This window comes from Hymenobacter siberiensis (genome assembly GCF_018967845.1).
Lineage (GTDB): Bacteria > Bacteroidota > Bacteroidia > Cytophagales > Hymenobacteraceae > Hymenobacter > Hymenobacter siberiensis.
The window spans coordinates 2836342-2857840 of the sequence record NZ_JAHLZZ010000001.1; the positions used below are offsets into that span (position 1 = coordinate 2836342).

Genomic DNA, 21499 nt, shown 5'->3' on the forward strand with positions numbered 1-21499 from the left:
TTGGCTATTGAACAACCGGAAATCCAAATGAGGGACAAAGCTAACAGCTAATATCCATTAGCTAACAGCTATACACTGGCTACCTTATCGCCATCATACGCCCATTTAATGTAAATGGAGCCCCAGGTGAAGCCGCCGCCGAAGGCTGCAAGAATCAGGTTGTCGCCGCGGCGCAGTTGGCTTTCGTAGTCTGACAGGCACAGCGGAATGGTGGCGTTGGTGGTGTTGCCGTAGCGGTCAATGTTGAGCATTACCTTCTCCGGCCCCACGCCCATGCGGTTGGCCGTGGCGTCGATGATGCGCTTATTGGCCTGGTGGGGTACCAGAAAAGCCACGTCGTCCTTGCTGAGGTGGTTGCGCTCCATTACCTGGGCGGCCACATCGGCCATGCTCTTCACGGCAAATTTGAATACCGTGGCACCCTCCTGGTAGATGTAGTGCTCCTTGGCATCTATCGTAGCGTGCGTTGGGGGGCGGCGGCTGCCGCCGGATTTCTGGTGCAGGTAGGCTTCGCCTGAGCCATCGGTGCGCAGCACCTGGTCGAGAATGCCGAAGCCGTCGGTGCTGGGTTCGAGCAGTACCGCAGCGGCCGCATCGCCAAACAGGATGCAGTTGGCGCGGTCGGTGTAGTCCACGATGGCCGACATCTTATCGGCTCCCACCACAATCACCTTCTTGTGCGTGCCCGCCTGAATGTATTGCGCGCCCGTGGCCAGCGCAAACAGAAAGGTCGAGCAGGCCGCATTCATATCGAAGCTGAAGGCCTTGGTGATACCCACACCGTTGGAAATAATGTTGGCAGTGGCCGGAAACAGCAGGTCGGGCGTGGTGGTAGCGCAAATCAGCAGCTCCACATCGTCGGGGTTGGTGCCGGTTTTCTCCAACAATCGCTGTACTGCCTTGATGCCCATCACGGAAGTACCCTGGTTTTCTCCCTTCAGAATGCGACGCTCGCGGATGCCGGTGCGCGACATAATCCACTCGTCGTTGGTATCCACCAGCTTTTCAAGCTCGGCATTGGTTAGCACATAGTCGGGCACATAAGAACCCACACCAGTGATGGCGGCAGTAATCTTCATACGGGCAAAAGTAGGCGGGGCAAGCGTAAAATAGGAATGCGGGCGGCGGCGCGGCCGGGTACGGCCACCCAACGCTCCGGCAATGAGCGCCCAAGCATCTAAAAAAAATCCGGCCGAAGCCGGAGGTTTTTCACCGCCGGGAGCCGGGGCTAGGACTTAAAAGTAGCCTTTATTTGGTCAACAATCCCGGAGTCGGCCATATTGAAGCCCTGCACCAGCATATTGCCGATGGCCAAAGGTGTGCTCCGCCCATGCCCGATGATGGCATTGTCATTAATACCCAAAATAGGCGAGCCGCCCACGGCCTCGTAGTTGAATTTGTCGAAGAACGGGTCGTGAATGTGCTTTTCCTCCATCATCTCATAGATGGATTCGGCCATTTTCAGCAGGATATTGCCCGTGAAGCCGTCGCATACCACCACGTCGGCCTTCTCGTTGAACATGTCGCGGCCTTCGATATTGCCCACAAAATGAATGTGCGGGTTGGCTTTCAGCAGCTGGTGCGCGGCCTGGGTGATGGGCGTGCCTTTGCCCTCTTCCTCACCCAGATTCACGAGGCCCACCTTGGGCTGCGCAATGCCCAGCACGTACTGCGCATAGAGCGAGCCGAGCTCGCCGAACTGCTCCAGCATTTCGGGCTTGCATTCGGCGTTGGCCCCTACATCGAGCAGAATGCCGAATTGGCCCGTTAGTTTGGGAACGAAGTTGGCGATGGCGGGGCGAATTACGCCGGGCACGGCTTTCACCGTGAGCATGGCCCCAACCAGCATTGCGCCCGTGTTGCCCGCCGAGCAGAAGGCGTCGACTGTGCCCGCGAGAAGCATCTTGTAGCCTACGGCAATACTCGAATCTTGCTTCTGCTGGAAGGCTTTGGCGGGGTGTTCACCCATGTCGATAACCTGCGAAGCAGGAACGAACTCGAGCGCGGTGCCAGCGGGGCCGGCAGCCTGAAGCAGGGGACGCACAGCGTCTTCCTGGCCGATAAGGACAATGGTGGCCCGGCCGGCGAGTTGCTCGGCAGCCAGAAGGGCACCTGCCACGGCGGCTTGGGGGGCGAAATCGCCGCCCATTGCGTCGAGGGCTATTTTCATGAAAGAGGTGTTTGGAGGGAGGTCAGCGGAAAGCAAAAGTACCAAAAATCCGGCCCCGCTGGCTTAAAAAAGGAGCGAAGCCGGACCATGTGGTGCCGCGAAGTAACAACCAAACGCGCTATTCGTCGTCTTCGGCAACGTCGGCTGCGGGGGCAGCGTTGGTTTTCGTGTAGTTTTTGATGGCCAGCTGGCCGTTGTGATACAGGTCGCCGTCTACCACATACGCCTTGTGACGCAGGTGCAGTTCGCCCGTGTTGGGGCAAAGGGTCACAGCCTTAGGGGTCAGCTTGTAGTGGGTACGACGCTTGTCGCGAACGGCGGTGGAGGTGCGGCGCTTAGGATGTGCCATGGTTTAGTTGAAATTAGGGGATTGAAGTTGCGGTTAACGAGTGGGAAGCGACTCGGGGCACTGACGGATTAATTCAGGTTGCGCAGCGCGGCCCAGCGCGGGTCGGCCGGCTCGTCGTCGTCGGGCGCATCATCGGCAGGACGGGTGCTGAAGATGAGCTTGGTCGGCGCGTCGGGGTTTTCGTCGGCCTCGTCCTGGAAGCGCGGGTGCAGCTTCTTCATGGGCAGGGCCAGACCAATGTAGTCGTAGAGATGCTGAGCGAGGGGCAGGGTTTGGGTTTCGGGCGTGATTTGCAGCACGTTGTCGTCCAGCTCTTTGGCCTCGTCGCCGAAGCGCACCAGTAGTTGTTCCTCAATGTCCAGCGGCTGGTCGAATTCATCGAGGCTCCGGTCGCAGGCGAGCTGCACGGTGCCGGTGATGTGGAAGTTCAGCGTCATCAGCCGTTCGGTCTTGATGAGCTCCACGTCGGCGTGCAGATTGCCTTGCTCCACCAGGGGCTGGTCGAATAAGGCGAAGAATTCGGGACCCAGCTCAAATTCAAAGTGGTGCGTTTTTAGCGCCAGTCTGGCTAAGTTGAGGTCGTATTTGCTTTCTTTTTTCACGGTCGGCTGGATAGCAGGGGGCAAAAGTAGTGAAAATCCGGCTTTTTGCCAAAAGTTCGGGCTATTTTCCCCGTCGTTCAGGCAGTTTTGAGGATGAATTCGGGGCTGATGTGCAGGCGTTCGTAGAGTTTTTTGGCCAGGTCCATGGTCACGCGGCGCTTGCCGCTCAGGATTTGGGAGAGGCGGCCGGGCGGCACTTCAAGCAGGGCGGCCAGCTCCTTTTGCTTGAGGTGCTGCTGCTGGCGCTTTAGCTCAATCATGGCCGGCAGGGTGGTGGGCTTGGGGGGAAGGGGGAAACATTCCATCCGAATCTCATATTCCTCAATAGCTTCCGCCAGCGCCCGGGCCTCGGGCTGAATTTCGGGATGGGCATCGATGCCCTGGGCCTCCAAGGTATCATATCGGCGAAAAGCCTCGCGTAATTCCTCGGCGGTATTAATAATCATGGCTTTATGAATTCAACGGTGGCTGCATCAATAGCGCCGTATTGGCGATGCGTGCCACGAACTTGATGTAAATGGTTCGGGTAGTGAAAGAAATGGAGGCTATCAGGCGGTAGCGGTTGCCTTTGATATTGAAAACGAAACGCTCGTTGCCCACATGGTCGGCAGTGCGAAACGATTGACGCACGGCGGCACCGTTAGCCCATTCAATGGTTCGTACATGATGATACCATTCTTCTATAGCCGCTTCGGCATCGGGATGCGCAAGTACAAAAGCACGCAGCACGGCGCGGCTAATAATTACCGTGAACGAATTGAAACCAGAAACGCGGCTGTTGCCAGCCGCGTTTCAAAATTAGAAAGAAAATTTCGTTTCCGATAAGAAACTACCTTGCCGAACGGGGCTCCGCATTTTCCCGCCGCTGTTTCCAGATATCGCAGGCCAGGTACACAGCGGCGCGGAAGGACGATTCGTCGGCCTTGTACTGGCCGGCCAGGCCGTAGGCGGTGCCGTGGTCGGGCGAGGTGCGTACCACGTTTAATCCGGCGGTGAAATTCACGCCGCGCTCGAAGGCCATGAGTTTGAAAGGAATCAGGCCCTGGTCGTGATAGAGGGCCAGGGTGGCGTCGAACTGGCGGAACTGCTGGGTGCCGAAGAAGCCATCGGCCGGGAAGGGGCCGAATACGAGGTGGCCATCGTGGGCGAACTGCTGGATGACGGGGGAAACGGTTTCGCCTTCTTCCTTGCCCAGCAGGCCGTTTTCGCCGGCGTGGGGGTTTAGGCCGAGCACGGCAATGCGCGGCTTGAGGATGCCAAAATCATTTTTGAGTGAATTGAGCAACAGCGTGATTTTGGTGCGTAGCAGCTCGGCGGTGAGCTTAGCGGGCACGTCCTTGAGCGGAATGTGACCAGTGACGGTGGCAATGCGCAGGGCGACATCCTCGTCTACCAGAAACATGAGGCTTTCCGGAGCTTCGAAAAAGCTGGTGAGAAACTCGGTGTGGCCGGGGTAGCGGAAGTTGTCGGCCTGGGTGTTGTCCTTGCTGATGGGGGCCGTCACGATGCCGTCGAGCTTGCCGGCCTTAAGGTCGCGGGCGGCGGCGAGGAGGCTTTCTCGGGCGGCCGCACCGGTGGCGGGGGAGGGCTGGCCGGGCGCGAGGGCGAAATCTTCGTCCCAGCAGGTTACGGCATTAAGACGGCCAGGGGCGATGTCGGCCACGTCGCGCAGCTGGCGAAACTGAAGATGCTCGGAATCGGCGGGGGTGGGGAAGTCGTCGAACAGCGCCGTAGCCGTGCCGTAGATGACGGGCGTGCAGATTTTGAGCAGGCGCTCATCGAGCAGGGTTTTGTAGATGACTTCGGGGCCGATGCCGGCGAGGTCGCCCACGGAAAAGCCGAGGCGGGGAAGGTTGTGGGGCATTGCTATGAGAGGAACGTCATGCAGAGCGCAGCGAAGCATCTCGCGTGCAATTGTGACTCAATCAATTGAATTAGTGGTGGCACGCGAGATGCTTCGCTGCGCTCTGCATGACGTTCTGTTAAGCGAGCTGCTTGGTCAGGAACTCATACAGCAGGCGTACGCCGGTGCCGGTGCCGCCTTTGCCACGGTAGCTTTCGGCAGCCGTCAGGTACGCGGGGCCGGCGATGTCGAGGTGAATCCAGGGGTAGCCGACGGCGAAGCGCTCCAGGAACTTGGCGGCCGAAATGTGGCCGGCTTCGCCCTTGCCCAGGTTGCTGAGGTCGGCGATGTCGGATTTAATGTGGTCGGCGTACTCGTCCCAGAGGGGGAATTCTACCAGGCGCTCATGCACGGCGTAGCCGGCTTCGCTGAGCTTTTGCAGGGTGGCGGGTTCGGCGGTGCCCATTGAAGCGCTGGCTTCGGTGGCGAGGGCGCGCACGGCGGCCCCGGTGAGGGTGGCGAGGTCGATAACCAGCTCGGGCTCGTAGCGCTTGGCGAAGCTGAGGGCGTCGGCGAGGAGCAGGCGGCCTTCGGCATCGGTGTTTTTTACTTCGACGGTGAGGCCGGAGTGCATCGTGATAACATCGCCGGGGGCGTAGGCGAGGCCGCCGGGGCGGTTATCGGTGGCGGGCACCAAGCCGATGACGTACAATGGCACCTGGTTTTTGGCGAGGGCGAAGAGCGTGCCGGCCACGGCCGCGCCGCCCGCCATGTCGCACTTCATCATGTCCATGCTGTTGGGCGTGGGCTTGAGGCTGAGGCCACCGGTATCGAACACCACGCCTTTGCCGACGAGGACATAAGGCTTCTCGTTCTGGGCGTTTTTGGGCTTGTATTCGAGGATGCTGAACGTGGGCGGCTCGGGCGAACCGAGGTTGACGGCCAGCAGGCCGCCCATACGCAGGGCTTCAATTTTGGCCAGGTCGAGGATGTCGGTGGTGTAGCCGGCTTCGTCGCCGGCCTGGGCCATGCGCTCGGCAAACTGCACGGCGTTCAGCTTATTGAGCGGGGCGTTGACGAGGTCGCGGGCCAGGAGCACGCCTTGCAGCAGGCCATCGAGCTCGTGAATCTGGGCCGCAGTGGCGGATTTATCGACCAGGTAAACTTCTTTCAATTCGGGAGCTTTGCGCGACTTCTCGTCGGTTTTGTAGCCTTCGAACTGATAGGCGGTCAGGGCCAGGCCTTCGGCTAGTAGTAGCGCGGCGTTGGCGGTGGTGCTGAGATTTTCGATGAAAACCTCAGCGACTTTTTCGGCTTTCAGCTGGCCGTGCAGGGTGTGGCCGGCGCGGCGCAGCTGCTCGGCTACCTGGGGGGCGGTGGGCTTATCGGCGAGCACCACGAAGTAGTGGTGATGGCTGAAATGATTGAGGTGAACGAGTTTCTGGTCGTTGGCCAGGGCGGCCTCCACGTACTGCAGGGCGGCGGTGGGCAAGTCGCCGGCAGCGGCTTTGGGCAGGGTGGTGGTGCCAGTGGGCAGGATGAAAACCTGCGTGGACTGGGCCGGCGCGGCGGCCGCGTGAGCGAGGGCTAAGAACATAAGCGGGGATGAAGGCCGTAGATTTGAGGCCGCAAGGTACTGTTTAGGTAGCGAGGTTTTTTTGGCGTTGTTAATTGGAACGTCATGCTGAGCGCAGCCGAAGCATCTCTACCGCGCAAGTAACTATTACTGATGCAACGAAGTGGTAGAGATGCTGCGGCTGCGCTCAGCATGACGTTCTGTTATTTCCTTACGCCCAAACCTCGTGAATACCGTTCGCCCCAAAAAGCACCTGGGCCAGCACTTTCTGGCCGACCCAAATATTGCCCGCAACATCGTGGGCGCACTGCAACTGCCCGATGAGGTGAAAGAAGTCCTCGAAATCGGGCCTGGCATGGGCGTGCTCACGCAGTACCTGCTCCAGAACCCGGCCTACCAAACCAGCGTGGTGGAGATTGATACCGAGTCGGTGGCCTACCTGAAAGTGCATTACCCGGCGCTGGCCGACCGCATTTACGCTACGGACTTTCTGAAGCAGAGCCTGGCCACGATGTTCCCGGACCAGCCGCTGGCTATCATCGGTAACTTTCCCTACAACATCAGCAGCCAGATTTTCTTTGCCGTGCTCAATAACCGCCAGCAGGTGCGCGAAGTGGTGGGCATGATTCAGAAGGAAGTAGCCCAGCGCCTGGCCGAGCCGCCCGGCTCGAAAACCTACGGTATCCTGAGCGTGCTTTTGCAGGCATTCTACACCATTGAATACCTGTTTACGGTGCCGCCGCACGTCTTCAACCCGCCGCCCAAGGTAGAGTCGGCCGTGGTGCGCCTCACGCGCAACGGCACGCTGCAGCTGGACTGCGACGAGAAGCTGTTTTTCCGGGTCGTGAAGCAGGCATTCCAGACGCGCCGCAAGACGCTGCGTAACGCGCTGAAGCCCTTTGGCATGCCGGCGGAGGCGACCACCGACCCAATTTTTGACAAGCGTGCCGAGCAGTTGGGCGTGGCCGAATTTGTGGGGCTGACGCAGCGGGTTTCGCAGCATCAGGCTGCGGGCACGGCCCTGCCAGATTTGGATATTAATGACGTAACCGAGTAACCCAAGCCAGAGACTTAACGATGAACGTTTCGGGAATCACGAAGCTGCTGCCGCTGCTGTTGTTGCTCCTGGCCGGCTGTTTCTGGGGTGATGAATACAGGACCAGGCATCTGGTTGGGCATTATTATCTGGACGAAGTCGAGCCTAATTCTGGTGCGTGGTACCTGCATTTTGAAGATGAGAAATCCGGTTTGGCTGATGCGCTAATTAACTGTCAGGTTGTGGAAGCTGGCTACAATGAACGGTGCATTATTATGCGCGCAGTTTGCACCAATCCACAGTTCTACCTCTTGCCAATAACCGCGACGCAAGACCGGAAAGTAGCGCGGCATGGCATTCGCGGGTCATTCACGAAGCAGCAGTTTGACACGGAGCTGAAAAGAATTTGCGGGGACGATTCGCTGCGATTCGATGATAATCTGACCAAAAAAAGTCTATGAGCACCTGTTTAGTAATTGACGAAATGCACCCCTCGCTGCCCGCCATGCTGGAAAGCATCGGCGTGGCGATGGACTACCGCCCGATGCTCACCGCCGCCGAGGTGCCCGCTGCCCTTGCCGCCCGGCCCTATGAGGGCCTGGTGGTTCGTAGCAAGCTGCGCGTGACAGCCGAGCTACTGGCCCACGGCCCGGAGCTGCGCTACGTGGCCCGCGCCGGGGCCGGCACCGATAATATTGACACGGCTGCGATGGCGACGGCCGGCGTAATCCTGCTGAATGCGCCCGAAGGCAACCGCGACGCGGTGGGCGAGTTTGCCGTGGGGCTGCTGCTGGCGCTGCTGCGCAATATCGCCCGCGCCGACTATGAGGTGCGTCAGGGCGTATGGCAGCGCGAGGCCAACCGGGGCACCGAAATCGGCGGCAAAACCATTGGGCTGCTGGGCTATGGGCACATGGGCCGGGCATTTGCGCAGCGGCTGCGGGCGTTTGGCTGCACCGTGCTGGCGCATGATAGTGACCCGGCCGTGACCACTGATGGCCACGCCACGCTGGTGCCGCTGGCCGAGCTGCAGGCCCGCGCCGACGTGCTTAGCCTGCACATCCCGTACTCGGCGGCTAACCACCATTTTGTAAACGAGGCGCTGCTGGCGGGTTTCGAAAAACCAATCTGGGTGATGAATACCGCCCGGGGCGAAGTAGTAGACCAAGGGGCGCTAGTGCACGCGCTGCAGGCGGGCACGGTGCGCGGTGCAGCGCTGGATGTACTCGACAATGAGAAGCTCCAGACCCTCAGCCCGGCGCAGCAGGCCACGTTCGATTTCCTGAAAACGGCCCCTAATGTGGTGTTCACGCCGCACGTGGGCGGCTGGAGCTTCGAGAGCTACGCCCGCATCAACGAGGTGCTGGTGGAGAAAATTCGGGCTTTTCGGGCCGGGGCGTTGGGGGCAAACGCGGGGAGCTAATTCGTTTTGCGTATCTTTGCCAGGAACCTAAGAAGGGAGAACGGTTGGCAGTGCCAGCCGTTCTCCTTGCTTTTTAGCCAAACCGTCAAGTATCTACTCCCATGGCCACCACCATCAATTATTACACCCCCGAGGGCCTGCAAAAACTGAAGGATGACCTCCAGGACTTCAAAGTTCGGGGCCGGGCCAAGGCTGCCGAAGACCTGCGCGAAGCCCGCGACAAAGGTGACCTGAGCGAGAATGCCGAATACGATGCTGCCAAGGATGCCCAAGGCCTGCTGGAGCTCAAAATTTCCAAGCTCGAAGAAGTGCTGGGCAATGCCCGCGTCATCGACGAAACCAACATGGATTTCAGCAAAGTGCTTATTATGAGTAAGGTAAAGCTGAAAAATCTGAAAAATAACATGGTGCTCGACTACACCCTGGTGGCCGAGGAGGAAGCCAACCTGGCCGCCGGCAAAATCTCGGTGAAGTCGCCGATTGGCAAGGGCCTGCTGGGCAAATCGGCCGGCGATACGGCCGAAATCACCGTGCCCGCCGGCAAGCTGCAATTCGAGATTCTGGAGATTTCGCGGTAGCTGTTTTAAGCTGTTAGCGTTTAGCTGATAGCTATTAGCTTTTTTTCAATGAAAGGCCTCTGCTGGAATGCAGGGGCCTTTTATCGTTATTCGCGTTATCTTTCCCTCATTCAAGATGTTTTTGAGCCGTGGGCAATGAAAAGCTAACAGCTATAAGCCATCAGCTAACAGCTAAAATACATGCCTTCGATTTTCTCCCGCATCGTTTCCGGCGAATTGCCGGCCTATAAAGTGGCCGAGGACGGCCGCCACCTGGCGTTTCTTGACATCACCCCGCTGGTGGAAGGCCACACGCTGGTGATTCCCAAGAAAGAAGTCGACTATATTTTTGACATGCCGGCCGATGAGCTGGCGGCGCTGCACGTGTTTGCCCAGCGCGTGGCCAAGGCGGTACAGGCGGCCGTGCCGTGCAAGCGCATTGGCGTGGCCGTGATTGGGCTGGAAGTGCCGCACGCTCACATTCATCTCATTCCGATGAATAAGGTGTCGGACATGAACTTCGCCAACCCTAAAATCAAGGTGCCCGAGGAGCGGATGAAGGAGCTGGCCGCCGCCATCGCCGTCAAAGTGGAAGGCGGCAGCGGCCTGGCCGAAGCTAAACCTGCTGGGGCCGATGCCAGCGCCGCCGTTCCCGCCGAGCTGCAGAAACAGGTGGCCGGCCTGCATTTCCTGAGCGAATCGGACGCGCCGCTCGAAGCCGTGGCCTACGCCGCGCCGGGCGGCGAACTCCCCAACGCCGCGTTGCTAAAGCTGCTGGGCGAGCCCGCCGATGCCAACGTAGAAACCTTGGAGCTGACCCAGTTCCTGCGCAACCACACCGCCGACGACGGCGTGCTGAACGACGTAGCGCTTTCAAATCGCTACAAGAGCCTGCAAATGTTTATGAAGCAGGACATGGACGGTGTGCAGGTATACCGCGTGGGCAAGGGCCCGCAAATCCACGCCTATGCCCTGGGTCGAATGATGGACGGCACCCTGGCCGGCTTCAAAACGGTGCTGACGGAAACGTGATAGGTGCAGGTTGAGCTCGCATCTATTGCGCCGGCTGCAACGATAGGAGCGGAGGGCTGTCTGTAGCGACAACCCTTCGCTCCTTTTCTATTTCCTGACCATGTACCGCCTTCTACTGGTAAGTTTTTTCCTGTTGCTGACGTCCGCCGTCTGGGCCCTCAAGCCTAGCCCCGAATGGATAGCCACCCCCGATTCGCGGGGCCTGACCTATCAGACCACCGCCCTCGCCACGCCCGACCACGCCCAACTGACCGGCTGGATAGTGGAACCCGCCGGCAACGTGCCCGACCGGCACACCACCATGGTCATGGCCTACGGCGACATGAACAACATGTCGTACTTCCTCTGGCAGGCGCGGGCGCTGAGCCAAAGCGGCTACCGGGTGTACCTATTCGACTACCGGGGCTTCGGGCACAGCAGCGACTTTGCCATCGACCAGCAGCAGCTGTACTACCCCGAATTCACCACCGACCTGCGCACCGTGCTGGCAGATGCCCGCCAGCGCTATCCGCATAGCCGCACGGGCATCATCGGCTTTTCGATGGGCATCATTATGGGCTCGGAGGTAGCGGCTACCAGCAAGTGCGACTTTCTCATTGCCGAGGGCTACGTGGCTAATCCGCAACAGTTGGTGGCCGCTATTTTTCAGCGAAGCCAGAAGGTGGTGACCCTGCCCGATGCCGCCGCCGACTACCCGCAAGTAGCGCGCCGCGTGTACTGCCCCTGGCTGCTGATAGGAGGCACTGCGGACAAAAACACGCCCCTGGCCGATTCGGTAATGGTGGCGCGGCAGGCCCGGTGGCGGCAGCGGCGACAGGTGCTCTGCTTCGAGGGCGGACACCTGGAGGGGTTTTACAAGTTGAGTGAGGGGGAATACGGCGACAAGTACGTGCGGGAGGTGACGCGCTTTCTGGCTGGGAAGCGGCGCGGGGTTTAGTTCGCAAGGGGATATACCATCCGCAGACTCGTAGAGTCCGCGCTACAGCTATTCGGCCCGGCCGGTGTCCACCAGCTTTTGCAGGCGGGCCTGGGCGTCGCGGGGCAGGGCACTCAATAAATCGAGGCCGGTGGCGGCTTCGATTTTATCCACCGACGTGAGGTATTGCTTCCAATCGGGGCTTACGGTGTTGTTGTCGTTGGGCGTGTCGATGGCTAGGATGCGGACCGTGGGGTCGGTGGCGATGCGCTGGAGGTCGTTGGTGCCGTCAGGTAGAATCACCATGATTTTCCAGATGCGGGCCGGTACCGTCACGCGGCCCTGGTCTAGGGTTTGCACGAAGCCGTTGGCACCAGTGCCGCCGCGTCCGTAGCAGCCCATGATGACGTAGATTTCCTGGCCGCGCTGGATTTGCGAGCGGCCGTATTCCTCAAGGTGGGCCCAGGTTTGCTGGTTGTTTTTGGGGGCCTGGGGCACCATATTGGTCATCAGGAAGGTGTTGGCGTTGGCGTCGAGGTCGGCGGTGCGGTCGCCGCTGGGGCAGTTGTGGCCTTTGTCGAAGCCGGAGCGGGCGTAGCTGGCGGGCGAGACCTGGTAAAACTGGCGGGGTAGGGCGGCATCGGGGCGGAAATTGTTCTGGCGGGGCGATTGGCCGAGGTCGGCCTTGTCGATATGCCAGCTTACCCAGGTGGGGATGCCGCGCGGGGCGTTGTAGCCAATGGTGAATTCGGGGTGCACGAGCAGGTAGTTGCTGGCGTTGGCGGGGTCGGATGTTGCCCCGCTGGGGTTGCCGAGGGTCAGGTTGGCATCGTTGGGGTCCTGGGCCGTGCCCGTACCAGCGCCGGTCGGGTACTGCGTGGGAGCAGGTGCCGAAGTGGCAGGAGTCTGCGGGTTGTTCCGGTTTTCGAAGTAGCCGCCTGTGGCTCCAGTACCCAAGGCCACAGCGGGGCCAGCGGCGGTTTCGAGCACGATGTCGTCGATATCGAGCCGGTTCTTCGGGCCGCTGGTCTTGCGAATTTCCAGACGCAGCGGCTCATTGGCCAGCCCCGCGAATACGTGCGGCTCAAGGCCCGGGCCGCTCGTGACTACGGGCGCACCGGTGCGGGCGTAGGTGCGGCCACCGTCGCGGCTCACCCAAAGCTCCCAGGTGCTGGGGCCGTCCTGGCCGTAGGCGGCGGCCGAAATAGTGATGCGGCGCACGCCGGCCGCGGCATCGAAGCGCATGGACAGGCGGCCTAGGTTGCGCAGGCGGGCTGCCCGCTCACCGGATTTATGGTCCTGCGGGCTGCTGCCGATGAGGGCGTCTTGAAAATGCCAGACCCCGGTAGCCAGTGGCTCATCAGCTTCCTCATACGCGCCCTTGCTGCCGGCCTCGAAGGTTTCGGGGAACGGAGCGGGGGCGGGCTGCTGGGCGGTGGAGGCTTGCGGGGCGCGGGTGGCAGTGGCCGTTTCGGGGGGCTGCTGGGAGCAGGCCAGGAGGCCAAATGTGGCGAGGGTGAGGTAAGCGGAAGCGTGCATGAGGCGAAGATATGCGCCGGCTCGGCCCCGGCGGGCTTCGTGGAAAACCAGTGCGTAGCTTCGCCTCGCTTATTCAGCTTTCCACCTTTTTGCCTCATCCTTTTTATGGAAGACAATCAATTCACGCCACAGCCCCGACAAATTCAAATCTCGGCCGAAGAAGCCGCCGAAATCCAATCCCGCTTTTTTGCGCAGGTGTATGGCTGGATGGCCGCCGGCCTGGGCCTCACGGGCGGCATCGCCATGTTTGCCTCCACGTCGCCGGAACTGATAAACTTCGTTTTCGGCACCCGTTTCGTGTTTATGGGGCTGATTATTCTGGAGCTGGTCATCGTGGGCTTTCTTTCGGCCCGCATTTTCGACTGGAGCCTGGGCAAGGTGCAGGCCGCTTTCGTGGGCTACGCCGTGCTGAATGGCGTGACGCTGAGCTGCGTATTTTTGGCCTACACTTCCGCGTCCATCGCCTCCACGTTCTTCGTTACGGCGGGCACGTTTGGGGTGATGAGCCTCTTTGGCTATTTCACCAAAGCCGATTTGTCGGGCTGGGGCAAGCTCCTGAGCATGGCCGTTATCGGGCTGGTCATTGCCATGGTGGTTAATATTTTCCTCAACAACTCGGTGCTGGAAATCGTAACTTCCTTCATCGGGGTGCTGATTTTCACCGCCCTCACCGCCTACGATACCCAAAAGCTGAAGCAGCTGGCGCTGCTGGGCGTGACGGAAGGCGAGGAAACGAGCAACAAGGCGTCCATCCTGGGTGCGCTCACGCTATACCTCGATTTCGTGAACCTGTTCCTGTTTTTGCTGCGCATTTTTGGCCGGCGGCGGTAGGCGCAAATACAACTTTCGGAAGTTCGCGAGTACCCTTGCGCAACGGCTCCTTCTGCAAATCCACTTACCGAAGTGGGCTCGCGGAAGGAGCTGTACTGTTGTAAAAGCGTTAGATAACAACGGTATACCAAGGCGCCGACTTACAGTCCCCAGGCTACTTCGGGTTTGGCTTGCGGCCGCGCTTGGCAGGCTCTTTGGCTACTACGGCCTTATCCGGCAACAGCTTCTGCTGGCGCAGTGCGTCTTTGAGCATGTTCAGCGTGGGGAATTCCTCGCGCAGCTCTTGGGCCAGGCGCAGGGCCGGCTCCACAAGGCGCGGGCTGGCGGCGTGGGCCAGGGCCAGCCAGCGGCCAATGGCCCCGTAGAGCGGGCCGCCGCGCTTGGCCCCGGCGTGGCCGTTGAGGTAGGCGCGGCTGTGGGTTTCAAGCGCCACCATGAGGGCGGTGGGGTCGGCGGCAGCCAGCAGGGCAAGGGCAGTCTCCATCTCCTGAGCGGGGCTGATGAATAGCCATTCGAGGCCCAGCACGAACTCGCGCAGGGCGGCAGTGTCGGTTTCGGTGGCCAGCAGTTCGGCGGCGAAGGCTACGCTGCCGCGCCGCTTTTGGGCGGCGGCCACGGCCTCCCGCACGAAAGCCTGAATGGCGGCCGGTGTGAGCAACGGTCGCAGGCGGGCAAAATCTTCCCGGCTGGAGTTGGCCAGGGCGCGGTGGCGCAGGGCGGCCCGGAACAGGTCGGGGGCCTGGGCGGCCGTGAAGGTGCCCAGCACGAAGCCGCCGAAACGGTCGGGCCAGGTGGTGAAGGCCGTGGTGGCGGCGCGCAGCAGCCGGGGCCGGTCGGCCTGGGTAAGGTAAAAGTGGAGCAGCTGCTGGGCCACGGCGGGGTCGGTGGGTAGCAGGGTTTCGGCAGCCTGGGCCCAGGCCGCGTCGTTGGGCAGGGTACGGGCCAGCTGGAGGTGCAGGTGGGCGCGGGTATCGGGGCTCAGCAGGGCTTTGGCTAGCGCCTCATTAAGCAGGGGCGCGGCGGCGGGGTCGGCGGCCAGGGTCAGCAGCAGGGGCCGCCAGCTGTCCTCGAAACCGTCCCAGGTATCGGCGGGGTTGGCTAGGTGCTGACCCAGCCACTTCAGGGCGGCTTTGAGCTCGGCGGGGGGCAGCACGGCTGCCAGCAGCACGGTGGGCCAGCCGGCAGTGGCCAGGTCGTCGTACCAGCGCCGCAGCACGTCGGTGCCGTAGTGGCCGAAGGTGCCGTAGTCGTCGCTGGCCGGCTCATCAAGCTGGTAGATGGCGACATTGGCCGTGGTCCAGTAGCGCAGGGCGGTGGTGAGCTGGCCGGCGCGGGCCACCCGCAGCAGCTCGGCCACGAAGGGAGCCAGCGTTTCGCGCAGCAGTTCATCGGCGGCTTCCTGCAGGCCTTCGCCTTCATCGTCCTCGTAGTAGCTCTCGCTGTTTTCCCACAGCTCCTCGTCGAATTCCAGCGTTTCCAACGTCTCGGTGAGGCGGGCGGGCAGGTCGGCGAGCAGGTCCTCGTCGGACGCGACTACGGGCTGGCGGCCGTAGCCCAGAAACTGCCGGGCCAGGTCGTCGCTCTTGGCCAGGGCCTGCTTGAGGAAGCGTAGCTTGTCGCCCTTCTTGCGTTCGGCCCAGGCGGCTTTCACCTCGGTGGCCAGCTCGCTCGCCGCAGCCGGCGCTAGCGCGGGCGGGGCGGGCTGCAGGTCCGTGGCCTGGTAGCCGTCGAGCACGGCCAGGCCCAGGGCCACGCTGTGCTTGCAGATGCCGTCCCAATCGTAAGGGCAGGTGCAGGTACATTCCGGTCCGGCCGGGGCCAGGCGCAGCGTCACGCGGTAGCTGCGGCTGCCCTGCACCACGGCGTGGAAGGTATCGCCCTCGCGGCGCAGCTTGGTTACGGAGCCGTTGTTGTAATAGCTCTGGCCGCGAGTGTAGCTGGTGGCGTTGGCCAGCTGGCGTAGGGATTGACGGGTAAACATGGCAGGGGCGTGGCTGGGTCGTGAGGGTCGCAAAATTAGCTTGGCGGGGTGGCACTGCTATTACGCAGTTGCCAGTGTAGCAAGCGTCATGGTTGCTGGTTGTGGCTATTTGCAAAACAGCGTAGCGACGCATCCTTGCGTCTCGTCGCTGAACGAAACCCGCCGTTATTGTTCAACGACGAAACGCAAGGATGCGTCGCTACATCGGCAGACTGACTCTCTAAATAGCTTCAACCAGCAGCTACTCAACGGCTGCTCCATTGGCTTTCAGTACCTGTTGCAAAAATAGCACCTGGTAGGGCAGCGCGGTCTGCCAGTATTCCCAGGTGTGGGCCCCGGGGCGCTCGGTGTAGTCGTGCGGGGTGTGGTTGTACACGAGGCGGCGGTGCAGCTCGCGGTTGATGTCGATGAGGCCATCATCTACTCCGCAATCGATGATGAGGGGCAGGCCGTTGCGGTGCATTTGTTCGACCAGGGTCAGCACTGAATTGTCGGCGAACCGCTCGGGATTATCGGCTTCGGAGCCGAGGATGGGGGCCCAGAGTCTGGCGCGGTCGGCGGCCTCGGCGGGTGCCAGCTTGCGGTTCCAGGTGCGCAGGTCGAGGGTGCCGCTCATGCTGCCGGCGGCGCAATACAGGTCGGGGTGGCGGGCCGAGAGGAAGAGTGCGCCGTGTCCGCCCATGCTCAGGCCGGCGATGACGCGGCCCTTGCGGTTGGCCACGGTGCGGTAGGTCTGGTCGATTTTCGGGATGACTTCCTGGGTCAGGTAGGTTTCGAACTGGCTATTGGGGCTCACGGGACTGTTGAGGTAGAAGCTGAAGGTTTCGCCCTCGGGGTTCACGATAATCAGGTTGTACTGGTCGGCCAGGCGGTGCAGCAGCTGCTTGTCGGGTGTCTTGTTCAGCCAGTCGCCAAAATGGCCCCATGCCCCGTGCAGCAGGTAGAGTACCGGGTAATTCGCCTTTTTATTCTTCGCGTAGGAAGCCGGGAGCACCACGGCGGCCCGGTAGGTTTTGTGCATGGCCGCACTCGGAATATCCAGGGTATCGACGCGAGCGGCGCGGGCCGCAGTGGCGGTGGCCAGCAGGAGCAGGGCCATTAGGAGGGAACGCATGGGTGGAGTGGATGAAGGGAAAAAAGGAACGTCATGCCGCGCGCAGGCGAGGCATCTCGCTTGCAATAGTAATTCAATCGTTGGCTAAAATGATTACTACCGCATGCGCAATGCCTCAGCTGCGCTCGGCATAACGGGCACTCATCAGCGGGCGTAACTTTACCCCTCGATTTTTAGCAAATAGCATAATGAAATTCCGCTTACTACTTATTGCCCTGCTGGTCGGTATGGGTAGCGCCCAGGCGAATCAGCTCACCTTTCGGGTTGATATGGGCACCACGGCTGTGCCCGCTGGTGGCGTGCACGTAGCCGGTAATTTCCAGGCCGCTGCCGGCTTTCCGGCCGACTGGAACCCCGCTACCACCGCCCTGACCGACCCCGACGGCGACCACGTCTGGGAAGCCACCGTTAACGTGCCACCCGGTACCTACCTCTACAAATTCGTGAACGGCAACGCCTGGGGCGTTTCCGAATTGGTGCCCGCCACCTGCGGCATCACCGACGGCGGCGGCAACGTGAACCGGCAGGTAGTAGTGGCCGGCTCGGCCGTGCGCCTGCCCATCGTGGCCTTCGCCGACTGCGCCCCGCAGCTGCGCTTTGCCGTGGACATGACCGGCCAGACTGTGGCCCGCACCGGCGTGCACGTTGTGGGCAACTTCCAGGCCCTGGCCGGCTACGGCGCGAATAACGACGCCACCGCGCTGCCGCTGACCGATGATAACAACGACGGTATTTATGAGGTGACGATTTCGCTGCCGGCCCCTGGCATGTTCCAGTACCGCTTCGTGAACGGCAACACCCTGGCCGGGGCCGAAACCGTGCCCGCCGCCTGCGGCACCGCCGATGCCACCGGCACCCTCACCCGCGTGGTGAGCGCCACGGCCGCCGTGAACACCACGCCCAGCTACTGCTTCGGCACCTGCGCGGCCTGCAATGGGGCCACGCTCACCAATTATCCCACGTATTGGTGGAACGATGCCGTGTTCTACGAAGTCTTCGTGCGCAGCTTTTATGACAGCAACGGCGACGGCAAGGGCGACTTCGCCGGCCTTACCCAGAAACTCGACTACCTCAACGACGGCAACCCCGCCACCACCACCGACCTGGGCGTGACCGGCCTCTGGCTGATGCCCATCATGGATTCGCCCAGCTACCACGGCTACGACATTAGCGACTACAAGGCCGTGGAGCCCGATTACGGTACCATGGTCGACTTCGATGCCTTCCTGGCCGCCGCCCACCGGCGCGGCATCAAGGTGATATTAGACATGGTGCTTAACCACTCGTCCAGCCAGCATCCGTGGTTCACGCAGGCGGCGGCCAGCACCACCAGCCCCTACCGCAACTGGTATTTGTGGTCGCCCACCGACTTGGGCTACGGGCCATTTGGCGGCAGCGGCTGGCACCCGCGCAACGGCAATTATTTCTACGGCGCATTTTGGGAAGGCATGCCCGATTTGAACTGGCGCAACCCGCAGCTGAAGGCTGCCATGTGGGACGCCGACCGGTTCTGGCTGCGCAAGGGCGTGGACGGCTTCCGGCTCGATGCCGTGCGCTACCTGGTGGAAACCGGCAGTAACACGGCCGATACGCCCGAAACCCTTGGTATTCTGGGAGAGTTTCACGACTCGCTGAAGGCCGTGAACCCCGCCGCGCTATCGGTGGGCGAGGCCTGGACCAACACCAGCGCCGTGATACCCTACGTCAGCAATCGCCGGCTCGACCTTTGTTTTGAATTCGACTTGGCCAGCAGCATTATCGGGGCCGTGAGCCAGGGCAACCCCAACGCGCTGCGCACCCAGCTCAACGTCGTCACCAGCCTCTACCCGCGCCTGCAGTACGCCACCTTCCTCACCAATCATGACCAGAACCGCGTGTTCGACGGCTTGGGCAGCAACGTGGCCCGCATGAAGCAGGCGGCCGCGCTCTACCTCACCATGCCCGGCGTGCCCTTCCTCTATTACGGTGAGGAAGTGGGCATGGCCGGCACCGGTCCCGACGAGGACAAGCGCCGCCCCATGCAGTGGTCGGCCGGCATCCAGTCGGGCTTCACCGCCGGCACGCCCTGGCGTACCATCAACTCCAACTACAGCACCTACAACGTAGCCACAGAGCAGGCCGATGCCAACTCGCTACTCAGTCACTACAAGAAGCTCATTGGCCTGCGCACGGCCAACGAAACCCTGCGCAAGGGCTACTACCTGCCCGCCATCTCGTCGGCCGCGTCAGTACTGGCCTACGCCCGCGTTTTCAATCAGGAAGCCACGCTGATTGCCGCCAACCTGGGCAGCACGGCGGTAACCAGCTCCACGCTTTCGCTCACTATGTCCACGCTTGCCCCCGGCACCTACCAGGTAACCGAACTGTACAGCGGCCTGGCCGCCGGCACCGTCACGGTGAACGCCCAGGGCGGTTTCAGCAGCTTTACCACGACGCTGCCGGCCCTGGCCGCTAATCAGACCTGGGTACTGCGCCTGCGCTCCACCACGGCCACCGGCACGGCCAGCGCCCAGCCCGCCTTCGCCGTAACGCTCTACCCGAACCCCACGGCCGGCGCGGTGCGCCTGGTCTTGGCAGTCGCCCCGGCCGCCCAAAGCCAGCTGCAGGTATTCGACCTCACCGGCCGGCTACTGCAAAAGTGCAGCTTCAGCGGCAGTAGCTACGCGCTGGAAACCAGTGGCTGGGCTGCGGGTACTTATTTCGTGCGAGTGCAATCGGGCACTGCCGTTGCTATGCAGCGGCTGGTGGTGGAGCGGTAAGCGCGGCGGAGAACCCAAAAGAACGTCATGCCTATCTGGCGTCCGCGCAGTCGAAGCATCTCGCGTGTGGTAGTAAATCAATCGTTTGACGAAAGAATTACCATTGCACGCGAGATGCTTCGACTGCGCGGACGCCAGATAGGCATGACGTTCTTATTTATTGATGTTCAACGACGAGACGCAATTATGCGTCTCTACTTCATAAACACCGGTCGAATCAGATTCTCAAACGTGAAAATCTCGTCCCATTTCTCCTGGGTCAATAATCCGCGTTCGGTCACGGCGATGTCGTGCACCGACTTGCCGGTTTTCAAGGCTTCTTTGGCAATCTCGGCTGAAGCCTCGTAGCCGATGACCGGGTTGAGCTGCGTCACGATGCCGATGCTGTTGCGCACTAGGTTCTCCGCGTGGGCCTTGTTGGCCGTGATGCCGATGACGCATTTGTCGCGCAGGGTGCGGCAGGCGTTAGTCATGTAAGAAATCGAGGTGAACAGCGCGAAGCTGATAACCGGCTCCATAACATTGAGCTGGAGCTGACCGGCCTCGGCGGCCATAGTCACCGTGAGGTCGGCTCCGATGACGTAGAACGCGGTCTGGTTCACCACCTCGGGTACCACCGGGTTCACCTTGCCCGGCATGATGCTGGAGCCGGGCTGCAAGGCGGGGAGGTTGATTTCGTTGAAGCCCGTGCGCGGGCCGGAGGAGAGCAGGCGCAAATCGTTGCAGATTTTGGAGAGCTTCACGGCCGTACGCTTCAGCACGCCGGAGAGCTGCACGTAAGCGCCCGTATCGTAAGTTGCCTCAAACAAGTCGCCGGCCAGTAGCAGGTTGAGGCCGGTAATGGTGCGCAGGTGCTCGGTCACCAGTTCGGGGTAGCCGCTGGGGGCGTTGATGCGTGAGCCGATGGCGGTGGCCCCCATGTTGATTTCGTCAATCAGCCGGCGGGAGTCGTCGATGCGCAGCAGCTCTTCGCGCAGGTTGGTGGCGAAGGCGCGGAACTCGTCGCCCATGCTCATCGGCACGGCGTCTTGGAGCTGGGTTCGGCCCATTTTGAGGATGTCGCGAAATTCCTCGCCCTTCTGGGCGAAGGCATCGGCCAGCATTTTCAGGGTTTCGCGGTAGCCCACCAGCTTGTTGTTGAGGGCGATGCGGAAGGCGGTGGGGTAGGCGTCGTTGGTGCTTTGCGAGCAGTTGACGTGGTTGTTGGGATGGCAGAACTGGTACTCGCCCTTGGCGTGGCCCATGATTTCCAACGCGACATTCGCAATGACTTCGTTGGCGTTCATGTTCACCGAGGTGCCCGCGCCGCCCTGAATCATGTCGGTCAGGAACTGGTTGTCGAACTCGCCGGTGGCCACGCGGTCACAGGCGGCGGCAATGGCATCGGCGATGTTGGCGGGCAGCACGCCGAGTTCTTTATTAGCCAGTGCCGCGCCTTTTTTCACGTATGCCAGGGCCTGCACAAACAGCGGCTCGTTCTTAATGGGAATGCCAGTGATATCAAAGTTTTCAAGCGCTCGTAGGGTCTGGATGCCGTAGTAAGAAGTGTCGGGCAGGCTGCGTTCGCCGAGGAAGTCGTGTTCGATGCGGGAATTGGACATGTGGGAATTTTGGGGTGGGACGATGGACCTGGTATGGAATGGCCGGATGGCGGGACAAACCTACGGCGGCGCATTGCAACGTGGCGGTTTTTTGCGTGTGTGTGGGTTTGTCGCACGTCATGCAGAGCGCAGCGAAGCATCTTTACCGCTTCGTTACATTCGTGCTAATT

General features: G+C 61.2%; 20 protein-coding genes. 8 read left to right on the forward strand and 12 right to left on the reverse strand.

Annotated elements, in window-relative coordinates:
* Window positions 1-68 precede the first annotated feature (68 nt).
* The 8 genes from KQ661_RS12275 to KQ661_RS12310 form a co-directional block, all read right to left on the reverse strand.
* Window positions 69-1079: a beta-ketoacyl-ACP synthase III gene (locus KQ661_RS12275; RefSeq protein ID WP_216727166.1), complete on the reverse strand. Its 1011-nt coding sequence runs from the start codon at window positions 1077-1079 to the stop codon at window positions 69-71.
* A 149-nt stretch (window positions 1080-1228) separates the two neighbouring features.
* A complete protein-coding gene (plsX, locus tag KQ661_RS12280; protein ID WP_216688623.1) occupies window positions 1229-2170 on the reverse strand; it encodes a phosphate acyltransferase PlsX in 942 nt (313 codons plus the stop codon).
* 118 nt (window positions 2171-2288) lie between these two features.
* Window positions 2289-2519: a 50S ribosomal protein L32 gene (gene rpmF / locus KQ661_RS12285; protein WP_168674306.1), complete on the reverse strand. Its 231-nt coding sequence runs from the start codon at window positions 2517-2519 to the stop codon at window positions 2289-2291.
* Window positions 2520-2587: 68 nt separating this feature from the next.
* On the reverse strand, window positions 2588-3121 hold the full coding sequence (locus tag KQ661_RS12290) for a YceD family protein (protein ID WP_216688624.1): 534 nt from the start codon (window positions 3119-3121) through the stop codon (window positions 2588-2590).
* Window positions 3122-3198: 77 nt separating this feature from the next.
* Window positions 3199-3567, reverse strand: coding sequence for a helix-turn-helix domain-containing protein (locus KQ661_RS12295; RefSeq protein WP_216727167.1), 369 nt, complete (start codon window positions 3565-3567; stop codon window positions 3199-3201).
* 4 nt (window positions 3568-3571) lie between these two features.
* A complete protein-coding gene (locus KQ661_RS12300) occupies window positions 3572-3850 on the reverse strand; it encodes a type II toxin-antitoxin system HigB family toxin (RefSeq protein WP_317196102.1) in 279 nt (92 codons plus the stop codon).
* Window positions 3851-3950: 100 nt separating this feature from the next.
* Window positions 3951-4985 (reverse strand): 4-hydroxythreonine-4-phosphate dehydrogenase PdxA, encoded by a 1035-nt coding sequence (pdxA, locus tag KQ661_RS12305; protein WP_216688626.1) that lies wholly within the window; start codon window positions 4983-4985, stop codon window positions 3951-3953.
* Window positions 4986-5103: 118 nt separating this feature from the next.
* On the reverse strand, window positions 5104-6561 hold the full coding sequence (locus KQ661_RS12310; protein ID WP_216688627.1) for a leucyl aminopeptidase family protein: 1458 nt from the start codon (window positions 6559-6561) through the stop codon (window positions 5104-5106).
* Between the two features lie 205 nt (window positions 6562-6766).
* Here KQ661_RS12310 and rsmA point away from each other — a divergent pair, with 205 nt between their 5' ends.
* From rsmA to KQ661_RS12340, 6 genes are all read left to right on the forward strand, one after another.
* Complete coding sequence (rsmA, locus tag KQ661_RS12315; protein WP_216688628.1) at window positions 6767-7597, forward strand: 16S rRNA (adenine(1518)-N(6)/adenine(1519)-N(6))-dimethyltransferase RsmA; 831 nt, start codon at window positions 6767-6769, stop codon at window positions 7595-7597.
* Window positions 7598-7617: 20 nt separating this feature from the next.
* The gene (locus KQ661_RS12320; protein WP_216726003.1) at window positions 7618-8037 is read left to right on the forward strand and encodes a hypothetical protein; all 420 of its coding nucleotides are present in this window, start codon (window positions 7618-7620) and stop codon (window positions 8035-8037) included.
* Window positions 8034-8999, forward strand: a complete 966-nt coding sequence (locus tag KQ661_RS12325; protein WP_216727168.1) for an NAD(P)-dependent oxidoreductase — start codon at window positions 8034-8036, stop codon at window positions 8997-8999. Before KQ661_RS12320 ends, KQ661_RS12325 begins: the two co-directional genes overlap by 4 nt.
* Window positions 9000-9100: 101 nt before the next feature.
* Entirely contained in the window at window positions 9101-9577 is a 477-nt protein-coding gene (greA, locus tag KQ661_RS12330) for a transcription elongation factor GreA (protein WP_216688631.1), read from the forward strand.
* Window positions 9578-9757: 180 nt separating this feature from the next.
* Window positions 9758-10588 (forward strand): nuclease A inhibitor family protein, encoded by an 831-nt coding sequence (locus KQ661_RS22855; RefSeq protein ID WP_216688632.1) that lies wholly within the window; start codon window positions 9758-9760, stop codon window positions 10586-10588.
* Window positions 10589-10688: 100 nt separating this feature from the next.
* Window positions 10689-11525, forward strand: a complete 837-nt coding sequence (locus tag KQ661_RS12340) for an alpha/beta hydrolase family protein (protein ID WP_216727169.1) — start codon at window positions 10689-10691, stop codon at window positions 11523-11525.
* Window positions 11526-11573: 48 nt separating this feature from the next.
* On the opposite strand, the gene KQ661_RS12345 is transcribed toward KQ661_RS12340, so the two are convergent.
* Window positions 11574-13043, reverse strand: coding sequence for a DNA/RNA non-specific endonuclease (locus KQ661_RS12345; protein WP_235726970.1), 1470 nt, complete (start codon window positions 13041-13043; stop codon window positions 11574-11576).
* Between the two features lie 105 nt (window positions 13044-13148).
* On the opposite strand from KQ661_RS12345, the gene KQ661_RS12350 reads away from it, so the two are divergent.
* Entirely contained in the window at window positions 13149-13874 is a 726-nt protein-coding gene (locus tag KQ661_RS12350) for a Bax inhibitor-1/YccA family protein (protein WP_216726004.1), read from the forward strand.
* A 154-nt stretch (window positions 13875-14028) separates the two neighbouring features.
* On the opposite strand, the gene KQ661_RS12355 is transcribed toward KQ661_RS12350, so the two are convergent.
* Both KQ661_RS12355 and KQ661_RS12360 read right to left on the reverse strand, forming a co-directional pair.
* A complete protein-coding gene (locus KQ661_RS12355) occupies window positions 14029-15855 on the reverse strand; it encodes an SWIM zinc finger family protein (protein WP_216727170.1) in 1827 nt (608 codons plus the stop codon).
* A 241-nt stretch (window positions 15856-16096) separates the two neighbouring features.
* Window positions 16097-16969 (reverse strand): alpha/beta hydrolase, encoded by an 873-nt coding sequence (locus KQ661_RS12360; protein ID WP_216727171.1) that lies wholly within the window; start codon window positions 16967-16969, stop codon window positions 16097-16099.
* Between the two features lie 188 nt (window positions 16970-17157).
* On the opposite strand from KQ661_RS12360, the gene KQ661_RS12365 reads away from it, so the two are divergent.
* Window positions 17158-19728: an alpha-amylase family glycosyl hydrolase gene (locus tag KQ661_RS12365; protein WP_216727172.1), complete on the forward strand. Its 2571-nt coding sequence runs from the start codon at window positions 17158-17160 to the stop codon at window positions 19726-19728.
* A 194-nt stretch (window positions 19729-19922) separates the two neighbouring features.
* On the opposite strand, the gene aspA is transcribed toward KQ661_RS12365, so the two are convergent.
* Entirely contained in the window at window positions 19923-21329 is a 1407-nt protein-coding gene (gene aspA, locus KQ661_RS12370; RefSeq protein WP_216727173.1) for an aspartate ammonia-lyase, read from the reverse strand.
* Between the last annotated feature and the right edge of the window lie 170 nt (window positions 21330-21499).

Bases quoted from the DNA above. Each gene is read 5' to 3' on its own strand.
- KQ661_RS12275 (WP_216727166.1), bottom strand. From the start codon at position 1,079: ATGAAGATTACTGCCGCCATCACTGGTGTGGGTTCTTATGTGCCCGAC.
- plsX (WP_216688623.1), bottom strand. From the start codon at position 2,170: ATGAAAATAGCCCTCGACGCAATGGGCGGCGATTTCGCCCCCCAAGCC.
- rpmF (WP_168674306.1), bottom strand. From the start codon at position 2,519: ATGGCACATCCTAAGCGCCGCACCTCCACCGCCGTTCGCGACAAGCGT.
- KQ661_RS12295 (WP_216727167.1), bottom strand. From the start codon at position 3,567: ATGATTATTAATACCGCCGAGGAATTACGCGAGGCTTTTCGCCGATAT.
- pdxA (WP_216688626.1), bottom strand. From the start codon at position 4,985: ATGCCCCACAACCTTCCCCGCCTCGGCTTTTCCGTGGGCGACCTCGCC.
- KQ661_RS12310 (WP_216688627.1), bottom strand. From the start codon at position 6,561: ATGTTCTTAGCCCTCGCTCACGCGGCCGCCGCGCCGGCCCAGTCCACG.
- KQ661_RS12320 (WP_216726003.1), top strand. From the start codon at position 7,618: ATGAACGTTTCGGGAATCACGAAGCTGCTGCCGCTGCTGTTGTTGCTC.
- KQ661_RS12325 (WP_216727168.1), top strand. From the start codon at position 8,034: ATGAGCACCTGTTTAGTAATTGACGAAATGCACCCCTCGCTGCCCGCC.
- greA (WP_216688631.1), top strand. From the start codon at position 9,101: ATGGCCACCACCATCAATTATTACACCCCCGAGGGCCTGCAAAAACTG.
- KQ661_RS22855 (WP_216688632.1), top strand. From the start codon at position 9,758: ATGCCTTCGATTTTCTCCCGCATCGTTTCCGGCGAATTGCCGGCCTAT.
- KQ661_RS12340 (WP_216727169.1), top strand. From the start codon at position 10,689: ATGTACCGCCTTCTACTGGTAAGTTTTTTCCTGTTGCTGACGTCCGCC.
- KQ661_RS12345 (WP_235726970.1), bottom strand. From the start codon at position 13,043: ATGCACGCTTCCGCTTACCTCACCCTCGCCACATTTGGCCTCCTGGCC.
- KQ661_RS12350 (WP_216726004.1), top strand. From the start codon at position 13,149: ATGGAAGACAATCAATTCACGCCACAGCCCCGACAAATTCAAATCTCG.
- KQ661_RS12355 (WP_216727170.1), bottom strand. From the start codon at position 15,855: ATGTTTACCCGTCAATCCCTACGCCAGCTGGCCAACGCCACCAGCTAC.
- KQ661_RS12360 (WP_216727171.1), bottom strand. From the start codon at position 16,969: ATGCGTTCCCTCCTAATGGCCCTGCTCCTGCTGGCCACCGCCACTGCG.
- KQ661_RS12365 (WP_216727172.1), top strand. From the start codon at position 17,158: ATGAAATTCCGCTTACTACTTATTGCCCTGCTGGTCGGTATGGGTAGC.
- aspA (WP_216727173.1), bottom strand. From the start codon at position 21,329: ATGTCCAATTCCCGCATCGAACACGACTTCCTCGGCGAACGCAGCCTG.